Source organism: Bacillus sp. TH50 (genome assembly GCF_016650565.1).
GTDB lineage: Bacteria > Bacillota > Bacilli > Bacillales > Bacillaceae_G > Bacillus_A > Bacillus_A mycoides.
The window spans coordinates 1,277,221-1,291,602 of record NZ_JAEKFM010000003.1; the positions used below are offsets into that span (position 1 = coordinate 1,277,221).

Here is a 14,382-nt window from a genome sequence, read left to right on the forward strand (position 1 = left end):
CTCTATACGGATTGTAATCGTTATAGGTAATAATAAATTTGAACAACTATAGTAAAAAGGAAAGAAAATAATTTCTTTCCTTTTTTTATTATTTAACTACTTCATTTATTAAATCTATTAATTGATGAATTCCCTCCTCATTTGTTTTCTTAAATCCATTCATGTTTTGAATATATCTCTCCTTATTTACATACAACTTATTTACCGCATCTGTAAATGTACTGGTGCTTATTCTATCTTGAAGTAATACTTCCGCATACCCTTGCCTAGAAAAATAGTCAGCATTTAAAACTTGATCCCCTCTACTGGAACCATTAGTTAACGGAATAAGCAACATCGGTTTCTTCAAAAATAACAATTCAGAAATAGCAGTAGAACCAGCCCTGGAAACTACAACACTTGCCATATTCAGTATATGTGGCAACTCTTCTCCTATATATTCAAATTGCATATAACCTTCCATTCCGATAGAAGGATCCATCTTCCCTTTACCACACATATGAACAATATTAAAACTTAATAATAATGTATCTAAACTTTTCCTTACCATATCATTTATCCACTTAGCACCTTGACTCCCACCCATTATTAACAATACTGGCTTATCTTGCTGAAATTCACAATACCTTCTTCCTCGTAATACGTTACCTCTCTCAATTTCTTCCCTTACAATTGGTCCTACATAAACCTTCTTCTCGTTACTTACATTATCCCCTGTATGAGGAAATGTTGTGCATAGTTTTGTAGCAAAAGGTAATGCTATTTTATTTGCAAGTCCTAACGTGCTATCTGGTTCACGTATTACGATAGGGACACTATTTAACCATGCCCCTACAACTACAGGAACTGAAACAAATCCTCCTGCAGAAAAGATAACGTCAGGCTTTATTTTCTTAATTAATTTATAACTTTGTAAGCTGCCTTTTATAATTTTAAAAGGATCTTTAAAGTTCTCCCAATCCCAATATCTCCGGAGCTTCCCCGTTGAAATACTATTGTACTTAACATTTTGAACTAATAATTTTTCAATTCCATTTTGAGATCCAATATACTCAACTCCCCATCCTTTTTCTATAAATTTAGGAATCAATACCATATTAATCATTACGTGTCCGGCTGTACCGCCCCCAGTAAAGAGAATCGTTTTATTCATAGCTTATATCCCACCTTTATCATTAAAAGTCTAGCTTTATAGTAATCTTTCAAATGTACATTAACTTACTATGATTTATATAAATCTTTAACTCCAGACCTATGTCTTGCAAAAGATCTTTGATGAGTTCATAAAAATCATTTCCATATTCACTACATTCATACTGAGTAAAGACTTGGATTACAGGACTAGTTCCTGTATATATTGTTTTGGGGTTTCGATTAACCTTTTCCACATATGCTCGACATGTATTTATCGCCTCATAGATGCGCAAAACATGTTCTTCTTCATCTTTCCAATCCAGCGTATCAACAATCGAAAGCGATAGCATATTTTGATTATTTATAGTCTCATAACAATTCATATATTTCTTACATCCTTTTATATTTTTCATTAAATGCAGATGTCACTACACTTCGCATACTCAAGTACATCTTTTAATGATTGCTGAAATGGGATTTCTGGAACCCAACCTAACTTTTTTATATCCTCTAATACTAAACTTTCATTTGAGCCGCTCTCACTATCCTCTGTTTCTTTTATAGTAAAATTCAACTGTATTAATCCTTTATATTGTTCCAATACATCTAATAAAGAGCGTTTTACCCCTGATCCAATATTATATTGTTTTCCATTTATACCATCACGTAATAACACATGATACGCTTTAACTGCATCACGTACATCTAGAAAGTCTCTACTATCTTTCAAACTGTTTACTTCAATAATCGCTTTACTTCTACCCGATTCTATATCTATCATTTTTTTTGCGAGAATTGAACAAACACCATTCGATACTCCTGGACCAATTAAATTTGAGGGCTTTGCAATGATAATATTTGAATCCATTAATCCGCCCCAAGCCTCCGCAATAATGACTTGCATAGTTTTACTTAAACTATATGGATTTGAAACTTTTATGTTTTTCATACTATCTGCTTGCAATGCAGATCCTATAACTAGTGTTTTACAATGCGAGGCTTCCTGCTTAATGGCTTCTAATAAATATAAAGTCCCTATTACGTTAATCTCTATATATTCCAGAGAAGCTGTCCAAGACTCATTAACTGAGTTTCTTCCTGCTAAATGCAATACATAGTCTGGTTTTATTTGTTTAATTACCTTCATTACTTCACTCTTATTTGTTAAATCACAAGTAATACCATTTTCGATTTTTTCTCTATGTGAACGATTTTGAAACATAGGAATTACATGAAAGCCCTGCTCTAAAAAATATTGGCAAGCATGACGTCCTGTGAAGCCATTTGCACCAGTTATTAAAAGGCTCGCATTTCTTTTCATCGTAAAAACCCTCCTTTTTCTAACATTTGTTTCACCTCATGTTTTGTAAGTAAGTCTTGTTGAGAACTAAAACTCTTCACATCCACAAGCGGATAACTAGCATAATATTCTTGAAGTCCTTCTATAGGAATAGTCGGTAGCACCACAAAATAATGTTGATCAAAACTAATACTTGTTTTACTCTCTACCTCAGATAAAAGCATTTCACTTAATTTTTCACCAGGTCTTATCCCTACCTCTTTTATCTTCACGTTTTCTTTTTTCGAATCTTCAATCAATACTCTTGCTAAATCCGTTATTTTACATGCTGGCATTTTCATAACAAAGATTTCTCCTCCTCTTCCTTCAGATGCTGCTTTAAATAACAATCCAACAGCATCTTCAATGGTTAAGAAAAATCTAGTCATATTTGCATCGGTAATCCCTACTTTTGAAGATTGCTTAATTTGCTTTTTAAAAAGCGGTACCACACTTCCACTCGTTCCTAAAACATTTCCGCCACGAACACAAATGAATTTTGTTTTCTTCGTTTGCACATTCGCATGAACCATTAATTTTTCACCAATTGCTTTTGTCATCCCATACGTATTTGATGGATCGGCCGCTTTATCAGTTGAAACATATATAACTTTCTCAACTTGATTCTGGATAGATGCTTCAATTACATTTTGCGTACCATGTATATTTGTTTTTATAGCTTCATAAGGATAATATTCACATACTGGAACATGCTTTAAAGCTGCAAGATGAAATATATAATGTACACCTTGGCAAGCATATACCAGTTGCTCTTTATCACGAATATCTCCAATAATAAATTTCAGTCTCTCTTCATTTATAAACTGTTGCTGCATTTCAAACTGAACCGTTTCATTCCTTGAAAAAACTCTAATTTCTTTCGGTGATTTTTCTAATAGTTGTTTTATAAGTTCATGTCCCCACGAACCTGTACCACCAGTAATTAAAATTATTTTATTAAGCATTCCTTTTCCTCCTACCATACATTTCAATTCAAATTGTATTTATTAAGGTTATTGAATTATTTTCAATTGATTCAAATCATAATCGTCGTTTGTTACATTTTATTGACAAAATAAAAAAACAGAAACTATTTTTTAATAGTTTCTCAGGCTGTGGAGAAAGCCTTCTCCACAGCCTATTTTTGTGTCTGAACCTCTTTTTATGTGTCAACACTGATAAAAAAGAGGAAAAGGAGAGATTTCTTATGATGGGTGCTTTAAAAAATCATCGCGACGAGCGTGTATCTGTTTCTGTAGAAGAATTGGTTCCACAAGATCATTTCCTTCGTGCGATTGAAGCGACAATTAGTTTTGATTTTATTGAGGAGAAGTTACGCCCTTATTATTGTGAAAACAATGGCCGTCCGTCAATCCATCCTATCGTTTTATTTAAGATGATGTTTATTGGATATTTTTATGGTATTCGTTCTGAGCGTCAATTGGAAAAGGAGATTAAAACGAACATTGCCTACCGTTGGTTTTTAGGGTTCTCTCTATCAGATACAATTCCAGATCATTCTACAATCAGTTGGAATCGCCGTACTCGTTTCGTTCATACAAATATTTTCGAAGAAATTTTTGATGAGATTGTGAGACAAGCGACGGAGCGCCGTATGGTAGGAGGACGTGCGTTGATGACAGATTCCACACACATTAAGGCCAATGCCAATAAAAATAAATTTGTACATAAATATAAAAAAGAAAAGGCAAAGTTCTATATAGATGAACTAGAAGCTGCGGTAATCGAAGATCGTGAGGCGCACGGAAAAAAGAATTAAAACCTAGAAAGGAAAGTGATACCCCTACTAAAAAAACTCGGATAAGTACAACGGATCCAGATAGTGGATTTTTAATGAGAGATGGAAAACCGAACGGTTTTCATTTTTTAGATCATCGTACGACTGATGCGAAGTACAATATTATTACAGATACCTATATAACGGCTGGAAATATGGCAGATTCCGAGCCGTATTTAGCACGTCTACAAGCTCAAGTTGATAAATTCGGATTTGAAGTGGAAGCTGTAGCTCTTGATGCAGGCTATTTTACAGGATATATCTGTAAGAAGTTATCAGAAAGAAATATATTTATGGTGATGGGGTATCGCCGATTTGGAAAGAGAAATAAAGAAGTACCGAAAAGCCAATTTAAATATGTAGAAGAAATGAATGCATTTGCTTGTCCGATGGGATGTATTTTAGAATATGCGACAACGGATCGCGAAGGATATCGTCAATATAAATCGAATCCAGAAGACTGCGCTGTTTGTCCGCTACGTGAGGTATGCTTTTCAAAGAAACAAAAACAAAAAGTTATCACCCATCATATATGGGAGAAATATAAAGATATCGCTAGAAAAAACAAACTAACAGCTACAGGGAAAAAGTTGTATAAAGTACGATGTTCAACTATAGAGCGAAGCTTTGCGGATGCAAAAGAACTACATGGCTATCGATATGCTCGGTTTCGAGGGCTGAAATCTGTCCAAATGCAGGCTTACCTCACCGCCGCTTGTCAAAACATGAAAAAAATAGCCCTCCATCTAACCAAAAAGGGGTTGGTGGAGGGCTATTTTTCTAAATTCTACTATTTTTTGTTGTTTTCTTTCGCTAAAATCAAAAAAGATTCCAGAGTGTTGGGAACCCTAAAGGGTTTCCCAACACTCTGAGAAACTATTTTTTAATAGTTTCTGTTTTTCATTTCACTTCTTAGCAATTAGATTTTCTTTATACTGTTTGAATGATAACTATATTACTGGTTTAAAAAACACCGCTCATTTATTTCTTATACTCGTAATAAAATAAAGTGAAACTTTAATTAGTGGGGAATTTTGTCCATCCCCCACTGATTATTAGTTGAATCAATCGGGCTTTTACGAGCAGCCCCACCCTCACCTAACTTCTTTGCTTTAGCCAACTTTTGAGATGGGAGTCTTACTGCTCGTTAATAGCGGGATAAATGGAATGATTCATAACCAATACCACATTTAAACTCATAGAAAAGGGAGGTAATGGAATGTACCAAAGCAATTCAAACAATACGTCTAAAGAATTCTCAAAAGCACTCCCTCTCTCCCTATTCGACGTAAAAAACGAGTTACAACAAAAAAACGATCTCATCTCTTCTGTTACCATATATAAATTAACGAAAGAAGAGCAACTTATCATCGATAAAATTAAAGCTCAGACAAAAGAACTAAATAAAAATAACGTCACAAGAACACGTGCATACTACCAATTTTACATTCAATATCCAGAAATACATTGGGCACTACTTGGGCATATCGTATCACGTAACGGTGGCTGGAATATGACAGATTTAAAGGGAGATTTATATACGAGGCTTTTATCCGAGAAAGATCAAATTACATTTTTCTCTTTTTTAGAAAGAGGAAATTGGCTCATTTTCCAAGATGTATATCCTCAATTTTTACTATACGAGCAAAGTGTAAAAAAATCAAAAAAGCTATTTCACCTTCTCACTCATTTAAATGTTTCTACATTTATGGAAACAATGTGGAACGATTTTTGGAAAACAGGTAACAAAAAAACATTAGCGATCGCAACTATTATTAATGAACAAAACTACTTAGAAAAAAGAGTTATTCAAAATGCACACTTTAAAAAGACTGTATTAAATAGTATTGGATTTAAACTCTTTGATTTTTTTCAGTTTAATCATATCCTTTTCCCATTTTACGAAAATGATAAAAAGCAAAAAGTATTACTATTTGGTGATACAATGAAACATTTCACTTCTTTGCATGAACGAATTTCACTTGGAAAACGGTTGTATTCATTGTTATTTCGGGATACACATATTTTATCTCAAATAATAAACTGGGTCCATCACCATCCACATACAGGCTCAAGAAAAGATTACTGGCCTCATTTATTTTCTAGTGTAAATGAATCTTTTTCGCGTGAGTTTTATAAACGCCGAATAAAGAAATGCCAGTTACGTAGTGACGCGTATCGTATATACAGCCCTGCACTCATCTATGCATGGCGGGATATGAAACATGAAGAAGTTGAAAATGAAGATTGGTTTAACGATTGGCAAGTTGTAAATTATTTAGTTGATAAGGAGGAAAATATAAATGGACAAATTACAGAAGACTACTGCAAAACACTCGAAAAAATTGAACTCGCAATTCTCGCAAAGAAAAATGTCCTCCTTCGAGAAGAAGAATGATTTTTTAGCATTATTAGTTACAGTCTTACTTTCTTCTATTATTGGAACTTGCTTAGATGCTTTCTTTGTGCATACACAAATATATTCCTTTCCAGTTAGACCTTTCTCATCTATATTTTCAGCTAACATAGGCTTTACGTTGTTTGTGCTACCAATTTTAACAATCATTTTCATACAAATTTCAAAAACATTATCTAGCAGTTTCTAGAACTCTATTTATTATTTTAATAGGGCTTTGTGCTAGTATTTTTGAACAAGTTGCTGAGAGGTTAGGTTTATTTGTACATAACGTGAATTGGCATCATGCTTATTCTTTATTTGGATATATCATTTTCTTTTCTCTTATTTGGAAATTATATACTTGGATGCAAAAATAAAGAGACCGTTATAATAACGGTCTCTCCTTAAGCATAATCTTCAGTTACTGCTACTGAACGACTTTGAAGGCTTTTTGATCGCAAACGATATGCAACTACTTTCTTCTTATATTGCTTTACTACATCAACGTGTTCCTCGTAGCTATATATAGAAAATCTAATCTCTCTTTTTCCTTTCTTCGTCTCCATGACTATCGGTGTACCATTCCCTTGCGGCGGAAAATAATGTTTATCTAAAAATAAAGCCTCGTTAAATTCATGAATAACTTGAAGTTTCATTTCTCCTTCTATACTTTCCCCATCTACCGTTACAGTAGTATTTTCCTCATCAAGTTTTTGGTGTAACTCAAATCTACTAATAATTGATTCTACAACAGAAGTTGGCATACTAGAAACTAGTACTTTAAGAGCACCAAAAATAAATAATGTAACTATAAACCATGTTGTCATTTTAATCATCTCCATTACGCTCTAAAATGAGTAGTGTTATACTCCTTATTACGATTCATTAATTTTCAAAATAAAAATTTCACTCCATAAGGTACTAATATACTAATAAGTATCCCTGTTACAATCATCGTTACCGAACCGATAGTTGCCTCTTTCTCTCCTTCTTTCACTAGACGGCTCACACCAATAATATGTGATGCGCAGCCCATCCCCACTCCTTTTCCAATCGTACTTGTTATACGGAAAAACTTAAGTACTGTCGGTCCGATAATAGCACCTGTTATTCCTGCAACAACTACAAAACTAGAAGTCATAGATGGAATGCCACCAATTTGATCCGCTAATGAAATGGCAATAGGCATTGTCGCTAATTGTGGTAAAGTTGTTAATATAAGTTCCTTATCTATATTTAAAATTCCACCAATCACTATATTCATACTCGTTAAAGCCACTATACCTATCACTACGCCGATTAGTATCGCTAAAAAGTTTTTCATAAGTATCTTTCGCTCTTTAAATAGAGGTATGGCTAACGCTACAATTGCAGGACTCAAAAAACCTGAAAGAATGTCTCCCCCATTTTCCTTATACTCATGATGAGAAATACCAAATATCAAAAATAAGCAAATCATAATTGCTGTAACTGTTAATACCGGTAACGTAAATGGAAACGTAAATTTTTTATATAACTTTGTCGCCAATAAATAAATTACTACAGTAATAATAATTAAGACCATTTGAATCGTGCACCTTGTCGATTTTATTTTTTTGATGTTACTAATAATTGACTTACATACCCTGAAACAATCAATGTTACTACCGTACTTGCAATTACTAAAAGGAATATAACACTCCCCTTACTTAAAAGAAAAGATCCATATTCCATTAATCCTGTTGTCGAAGGAATTAGAAATAACGGTAAAAATACTATTAACTTTTCTGCCCCTACCTCAAACCACTTTAATGGAAAAATACGAGTAGAAAGGAGTAGAAACAATATTAACATCCCTATTAAACTTCCTGGCATCGACAGATGGAATACTCCTTGAATCCACGTACCAGCTAAGCTAAACACATATAGCACGCCTACTTGAAGTAAAAGCGTCACGTACTTCATTTCTTTCCCTCATTTCCATATTACGCTTCGCTATTATGAAATCTCATTTAATGTTTCCGCAAACCTTGTAACTCCAAGCTGAATTTGTTCTACATTCGCTCTGCCAAAAGTAAATCGGATATATTCACTTTTCGAACCTAGGACGCTTCCTGGGACAAATGCTACACCATTTTGTATAGATTCACCTAGTAAATGATATTCATCAAACGTTCCTTGCACTTTGCACCATAAATGTATTCCGCCCTCAGGAACAAAAAATTCAATCTGATCCCCTAATATTTCTTCAAGCTTTCTAATTAACTCATCTCTTCTTTGTTTCAGTTGTCCACGAAGCAACGTAATATGCGTATGAAAATCCTCAGATTCTAAAAATTGGTTCGCTACCCACTGTGTAAATACACTATGACCGAAATCAACTTGCTGCTTCGCATCTGCCAATCTCTCAATTACGCGCGTGGGGCCAATTACCCAACCAATACGTAATCCTGATGCAACAATTTTTGATAATGAGCTCACATAAAGAACATTCCCATTTTGATCCATCGATTTCAATGTTGGATTCACTTCTCCATTAAAAGAAGTCAAACTATACGGATCATCTTCTACAATCGGTATACCAAATTCAGAAGATAGTTCTAAAACCTTTTTACGTCTTGCCAATGAAAGTACCGTTCCAGTTGGATTTTGATAATCCGGATTTAAAAACACCATACGAATGCGATGCTTTTTGTGCAAATCGATTAAGTCATCTGGATTCATACCATGCTGATCAACTGGTAAACGGAATATTTTTAAACCTGCTGATTTAAACATCGGAAGTGAATAACAATAGGAGGGATCCTCAATTGCAATCGCATCTCCAGGCTTTAACAAACATTGAACGATAAGATTAAGTGCTTGCTGAGCTCCAGATGTAATAAGAATAGAGCTTGAATCTGCTTCTATTTGTTTATATTGCTCGACATGTGCCGCAATGGTTTTTCGCAACATTTCATTTCCAAGCGGATGGTCATAACCGAGATTTCCCATAAATGTTTTCTCCGACAAAATTGTTCGAAATCTATCACTCGGAATTAATTCTGGTGACAATTCACCACTCGCTAAATTGATTAAATCATCTTTTTGTGTTTCCGTTCGAATTTGTTGAACAAGTGGCACATTAGGCAAGAACGATCCATCCTCAACGTACCTACCCCAGTTCGGTATTCGTTTATGTGACACACCCCATATGTCTGTATTCACCCGGGTGCCGCTTCCTTTTTGCCGGTCTACTACCCCAAGTGATTTTAATTCCTCATAAGCAGCTACTACTGTACTCCGGTTCACTTGTAACTTCTGTGCTAACATACGCTCAGAAGGTAATTTTCTATCAGAAGGGAATTCACCGGTAGAAATGCCTCTTTCAATGTAATCAGCAATTTGTTTATAAACTGGTATCTTATCTTCACGATTCGGTTGCCATTCCATTTAGTTCCCTCCTCTCCAAGCTGGTGTCCTGAACTCATTAATAACAGTATTCACTGCAAAAATGGTATTAATCAAGCGCATGATTTAAAAATGCCTCTACCGTCACATTAAAGCTAGTAGGCTGTTCTAAATAAGGCAAGTGTCCACTATTTTCCAACTCAATGAAAGTCACGTTTCTCAGGTGTTTTTCAAATTCTCTCACATACTTTTCCGGAACAAAATAATCATTCTCTCCTCGTATTATTAATGCAGGACATGCAATGTTAGAGAGGTATGGTCTTTGATCGTAATCAACTAATTCAGCGAATAGCCTTTGAATATGCATTGGATTAATAGTTTGTAGGGATTGATGAAACCCTCGGACAATTGCATCATCATCTTCTACTCCCATTGCTCTCAATAACGTATTCGCCCAAGTTTTCCCGTTATCATTTACGCTAAGTAAGTCATATATTTTAAGTCGTTCTTGACGATCTTCTGGTTCCAAATAAGGAAATGCATTTACAACAATTAAGCTAGAAACAAAACGTGGATATTGAATAGCAAAATCGATACCCACTCTAGCTCCTTTTGAAAGACCACAAATTGTTACTGATTTTAGCTTTAAATGATTACATAACTCATATAAAATATTTGAATATTCTTTAAAATTAATTTCCATCCCTTCGGATTTCCCATGCCCAGGTAAATCGAGTGAGATTACGGTCCATGTCTTCTTGAAGTATTTTCTTTGATATAACCAATTATTCGAATTTCCTCCAAGACCGTGTAAAAACAATATGACAGGACCCGATCCTTCTATATTGTAAAAAATCTTTCGATTCTTATATTCAAAATACATATTCATCACCTTCAGATGTAGCATCACATATTTTTATCATTGAATGAATATATCCAAAACGGTTCTCTTTCTAACCACTCAACTGTGCCTGAAATACCGTCTTCATACTCCCTTTCCAGCTCATCCACTTTAGTTGTAAATTGTGATGCATGTGCTCGTAATGCTTCCAATTTTTTCGAAACATATTTTTTCACTTCATTTTTAAAATCTGGAGGTCCTATTTCGTCTTCATGATTTTTCGAAAAAGCTACAGCATAAAAGGCTGGTCGTTTACTTTCCGAAATATTAGCTAAGGCCTCTACTACTGCTTCCCCTGTTGCATCGTGATCCGGATGAACTGCATACCCAGGATAGAAAGAAATAACTACAGAAGGATCCAATTCTTCAATACAGTTTTGAATCAAGCTTCTTAATTTTCCAGGCTCTTCAAATTCAAGAGTTTTATCACGATATCCCATCATACGTAAATTTTCAATCCCTAAAATATTTGTAGCTCGCTTTAACTCTTTCTCTCTAATTGCATATAAAGATTCACGAGTTGCAAAAGGTGGATTCCCCATCGCTCTCCCCATTTCACCAAGTGTTAAGCAAACATAAGTAAGAGGGACTTTCTGCTCAGTATAAGCCAAAATTGTGCCAGCCACGCAATACGACTCATCATCTGGATGCGGGAAAACAACTAAAACGTGGCGCTCATTTTTCATCAATGCATTAACTCCTTCAACATATACAAACTTTATAAAATAACGACCGCATACCAAGTAACTCCTACAAGAAGCACTAAAAGAAGAATGACATAGATAGCGGATAAGTTTTTCACATTCCTCTTTGTAGACTTACCGTAATTCTCTTCTACATTTCGTGCGACTAGTACGGTCCCAAATAGTGATACAACTACAATAATAACAACTAGTGAAATCGCAAAACTCATTGTCTTCCACCTCTCTAAGGCCAGTCTATTTTAAAGCATGAATAAAATACTACCTTTCTTCTCTTATCATAATAGAAGTTTGTAAAAAACGGACCAACCACTTTTGTGTTTTTTTGCTCATCCACTTTAAAAATAAAAAGCAACTGCTCACTTAGGACCAGTTGCTTTTTTACAAGGCTACTTATATTCATTTTCAATTAAAATTAATTCGATTTAAAAGTTTGGTCTTTTCATAATGAAACATTGATTGAGATAGCTCGAAAATTGTTCCATTTACAAGATAAACTGTATTTTCAATAAGCAGCGCTGGATCACCTTCATTTAGTTCTAAAAGCTTTGCATTTTCTTTATTTATTTTTTCACAACTAATAACTTTATCGGCAAAGCCAATATTTAATCGTAAATCCTCAATGAAATAACTGTATACAGAACTTAATGCTATTTCTTCATTCAAATAAGGAATGATATCTTTTTTGAAATAACTTACTTCAATAGAGAATGGTTTACCGTCTACAATTCTTAAACGCTTCAAAAAATATAGTCTAGTTCCAATCTCACATTGCATCCGTTCTACTATCTCTTCATTTGCCTCTATTACTTCAATCTCTAGCACTTTCGTTTCAATATTTTGTGAAACGAGATTTTTCGTTAATCCACGTAAACTTCCTAAATTAATGTAATCTGTTACAGAAGTTTCACGTAAAAACATACCACTACCTTGCACTTGAAAAATATAACATCTATTCACAAGTTGACTAATTACTTTACGTATCGTATTACGGCTTACTTCAAATCGATTCATCAACGCTTCTTCTGTAGGTAATTTTTTCGTTTCATTAAAAAGCCCATCTCGAATGTTTTGCTCTAACACATCTGCAATTTGTTTATACTTTGCACTCATACACTTTCTCCTAAAATACTCTTTTATCTGTTATAACTCTTCTCCTCTCGTTTCGATCACATGTTTATACCAATGAAACGAAAGTTTCTTCTTACGTTTTAAGTTATCATTATGATCGACAAAAATAAAGCCATATTGCTTTTTATATCCATTTAACCAACTTAACAAATCAATAACTGACCATGCATAATAACCTTTTAAATTAATTCCCTCTTGAATTGCACACTTCATTACTTTTAAATGCTCTTCAATAAATTTAATTCTCGGAACATCTACAATTTCTCCGTCAATGATTGAATCTTCATCACCAAGTCCATTTTCCGTTACATACATTTTTATGTCACCGTAGCGTGCTTTCAACATATGCAATCCATCTAAGAAACCTTCGGGAGATATTTCCCATCCCCATTTTGTATATGTTTTATCATCCATTTTAACTGTTCGATAAAAACCATCAAAAGAAGGACTACCTGGAGCAAGTGTTGAGCTTTCTCGAGAATGTTCCTCATTCTTTATATCCATATCGTATCTTTCCACTCGTATCGGTTGATAATAATTCAAGCCAATAAAATCATTTTTTTCGGCATTTTGTTTAATAATTTCTAATTCTTCAACCGTCCAATTAGGAGTCCATCCTTTTTCCTTTAATTGTTGTAAAACATAAGATGGATACTCACCTTTTAAAACTGGATCATAGTACCAATACGTTTCATATTCATTCGCATGATTTGCTGCTAGTATATTTTCTTTTTGATCATCCACACTATAAGCAGGTAAGAAAACATGCGTGATACCAATCTCTCCATATTGTTTCAACTGCTTGTACACTGCAACTGTTTTTGCATGTGCATAAAATACATAATGAGTCGCTTGAAAATACTTTGGAACATCATTTTGTATTCCAGGTGGATGTGCACCTTTTAAGTACCCTAATCCACAAAACATCACTGTTTCATTAAAAGTAATCCAATGTTTCACTCTATCACCAAATGCCTTAAAGCAAATCTCTGCGTACTTTACGAAAGCTTCTGCTGTTCGTTTATTCGTCCATCCACCGTCTTTTTCTAAAGTTAATGGTAGATCCCAATGATATAAAGTTACAAACGGTACAATCCCGTATTTTAAACATTCATCAATTAGGCTGTTATAAAATGCTATTCCTTTTTCATTTACCCCTCCATCTCCAGTCGGCAAAATTCTCGCCCAAGAAATAGAAAAACGATACGATTCTAATCCCATCTCAGCCATTAAGCGAACATCTTCCTTATATCGATGATAATGATCAACAGCTACATCACCATTTGTCCCATTGTATGTTTTGCCAGGAATTTTTGAAAACTCATCCCAATTCGTAACACCTTTTCCATCTTCATTCCATGCACCTTCTACTTGATAAGAAGCTGAAGCAGCCCCGAATAAAAAATCATGTGGAAACTTCATAGTCTATACCTCCGTTTCATTAGCATAAATCAAATTCATTATTACATATAAAATTTATAGGTACAAATTTATTATATAATAAGTTTCTGTTTTTCACTATAATTAAACATATCATTCACACTATTTATAAAAAAAGAACCTATAAAGGTCCTTTTTCAAATTGTGCAACGCAGCACTATGTTGAGTATC

The 14,382-nt window shown here is 34.2% G+C and carries 15 protein-coding genes and 1 pseudogene; 3 read left to right on the top strand and 13 right to left on the bottom strand.

What is annotated here, in order from left to right:
• Positions 1 to 88 precede the first annotated feature (88 nt).
• The 4 genes from JFU23_RS06615 to JFU23_RS06630 are packed head-to-tail and all read right to left on the bottom strand — an operon-like array spanning position 89 to position 3,438.
• The gene (locus JFU23_RS06615; RefSeq protein WP_201031651.1) at positions 89 to 1,153 is read right to left on the bottom strand and encodes an undecaprenyldiphospho-muramoylpentapeptide beta-N-acetylglucosaminyltransferase; all 1,065 of its coding nucleotides are present in this window, start codon (positions 1,151 to 1,153) and stop codon (positions 89 to 91) included.
• Positions 1,154 to 1,202: 49 nt separating this feature from the next.
• Positions 1,203 to 1,547 (bottom strand): DUF6572 domain-containing protein, encoded by a 345-nt coding sequence (locus tag JFU23_RS06620; protein WP_201031652.1) that lies wholly within the window; start codon positions 1,545 to 1,547, stop codon positions 1,203 to 1,205.
• Complete coding sequence (locus tag JFU23_RS06625) at positions 1,547 to 2,455, bottom strand: SDR family oxidoreductase (RefSeq protein ID WP_201031653.1); 909 nt, start codon at positions 2,453 to 2,455, stop codon at positions 1,547 to 1,549. The genes JFU23_RS06620 and JFU23_RS06625 overlap by 1 nt, the downstream gene beginning before the upstream one ends.
• Positions 2,452 to 3,438: a UDP-N-acetylglucosamine 4,6-dehydratase family protein gene (locus JFU23_RS06630; protein WP_201031654.1), complete on the bottom strand. Its 987-nt coding sequence runs from the start codon at positions 3,436 to 3,438 to the stop codon at positions 2,452 to 2,454. The genes JFU23_RS06625 and JFU23_RS06630 overlap by 4 nt, the downstream gene beginning before the upstream one ends.
• Before the next feature lie 242 nt (positions 3,439 to 3,680).
• Between JFU23_RS06630 and JFU23_RS06635 the strand changes: the two genes are divergently transcribed.
• The 3 genes and pseudogenes from JFU23_RS06635 to JFU23_RS06645 all read left to right on the top strand — a co-directional run bounded on the left by JFU23_RS06635 (position 3,681) and on the right by JFU23_RS06645 (position 7,046).
• Positions 3,681 to 5,143, top strand: a protein-coding gene (locus tag JFU23_RS06635) for an IS1182 family transposase (RefSeq protein ID WP_374191743.1) whose coding sequence is annotated in 2 segments (ribosomal slippage) — positions 3,681 to 4,242 and positions 4,242 to 5,143 — 1,464 coding nt in all. Because the reading frame shifts where the segments join, the coding sequence is not laid out codon by codon here.
• Positions 5,144 to 5,490: 347 nt separating this feature from the next.
• The gene (locus tag JFU23_RS06640; protein WP_085312196.1) at positions 5,491 to 6,669 is read left to right on the top strand and encodes a DUF2515 domain-containing protein; all 1,179 of its coding nucleotides are present in this window, start codon (positions 5,491 to 5,493) and stop codon (positions 6,667 to 6,669) included.
• A pseudogene (locus JFU23_RS06645) lies at positions 6,644 to 7,046 on the top strand (CBO0543 family protein). Before JFU23_RS06640 ends, JFU23_RS06645 begins: the two are co-directional and overlap by 26 nt.
• Before the next feature lie 27 nt (positions 7,047 to 7,073).
• Here JFU23_RS06645 and JFU23_RS06650 read toward each other — a convergent pair.
• The 9 genes from JFU23_RS06650 to JFU23_RS06690 all read right to left on the bottom strand — a co-directional run bounded on the left by JFU23_RS06650 (position 7,074) and on the right by JFU23_RS06690 (position 14,193).
• Complete coding sequence (locus JFU23_RS06650) at positions 7,074 to 7,496, bottom strand: YfmQ family protein (RefSeq protein ID WP_002088014.1); 423 nt, start codon at positions 7,494 to 7,496, stop codon at positions 7,074 to 7,076.
• A gap of 65 nt (positions 7,497 to 7,561) precedes the next feature.
• Positions 7,562 to 8,233, bottom strand: a complete 672-nt coding sequence (locus JFU23_RS06655) for an LrgB family protein (protein WP_016100781.1) — start codon at positions 8,231 to 8,233, stop codon at positions 7,562 to 7,564.
• 23 nt (positions 8,234 to 8,256) lie between these two features.
• The gene (locus JFU23_RS06660; RefSeq protein ID WP_002190466.1) at positions 8,257 to 8,613 is read right to left on the bottom strand and encodes a CidA/LrgA family holin-like protein; all 357 of its coding nucleotides are present in this window, start codon (positions 8,611 to 8,613) and stop codon (positions 8,257 to 8,259) included.
• Between the two features lie 33 nt (positions 8,614 to 8,646).
• A complete protein-coding gene (gene pdxR, locus JFU23_RS06665) occupies positions 8,647 to 10,080 on the bottom strand; it encodes a MocR-like pyridoxine biosynthesis transcription factor PdxR (protein WP_201031655.1) in 1,434 nt (477 codons plus the stop codon).
• Between the two features lie 67 nt (positions 10,081 to 10,147).
• On the bottom strand, positions 10,148 to 10,945 hold the full coding sequence (locus JFU23_RS06670) for an alpha/beta fold hydrolase (protein ID WP_201032266.1): 798 nt from the start codon (positions 10,943 to 10,945) through the stop codon (positions 10,148 to 10,150).
• Positions 10,945 to 11,625, bottom strand: a complete 681-nt coding sequence (gene bshB2, locus JFU23_RS06675) for a bacillithiol biosynthesis deacetylase BshB2 (protein ID WP_201032267.1) — start codon at positions 11,623 to 11,625, stop codon at positions 10,945 to 10,947. Before bshB2 ends, JFU23_RS06670 begins: the two co-directional genes overlap by 1 nt.
• A gap of 32 nt (positions 11,626 to 11,657) precedes the next feature.
• Positions 11,658 to 11,852, bottom strand: coding sequence for a hypothetical protein (locus JFU23_RS06680; RefSeq protein WP_002033711.1), 195 nt, complete (start codon positions 11,850 to 11,852; stop codon positions 11,658 to 11,660).
• Positions 11,853 to 12,045: 193 nt separating this feature from the next.
• Positions 12,046 to 12,753 (bottom strand): GntR family transcriptional regulator, encoded by a 708-nt coding sequence (locus JFU23_RS06685; RefSeq protein ID WP_201031656.1) that lies wholly within the window; start codon positions 12,751 to 12,753, stop codon positions 12,046 to 12,048.
• A 30-nt stretch (positions 12,754 to 12,783) separates the two neighbouring features.
• Entirely contained in the window at positions 12,784 to 14,193 is a 1,410-nt protein-coding gene (locus JFU23_RS06690) for a glycoside hydrolase family 1 protein (RefSeq protein ID WP_201031657.1), read from the bottom strand.
• Positions 14,194 to 14,382 lie beyond the last annotated feature (189 nt).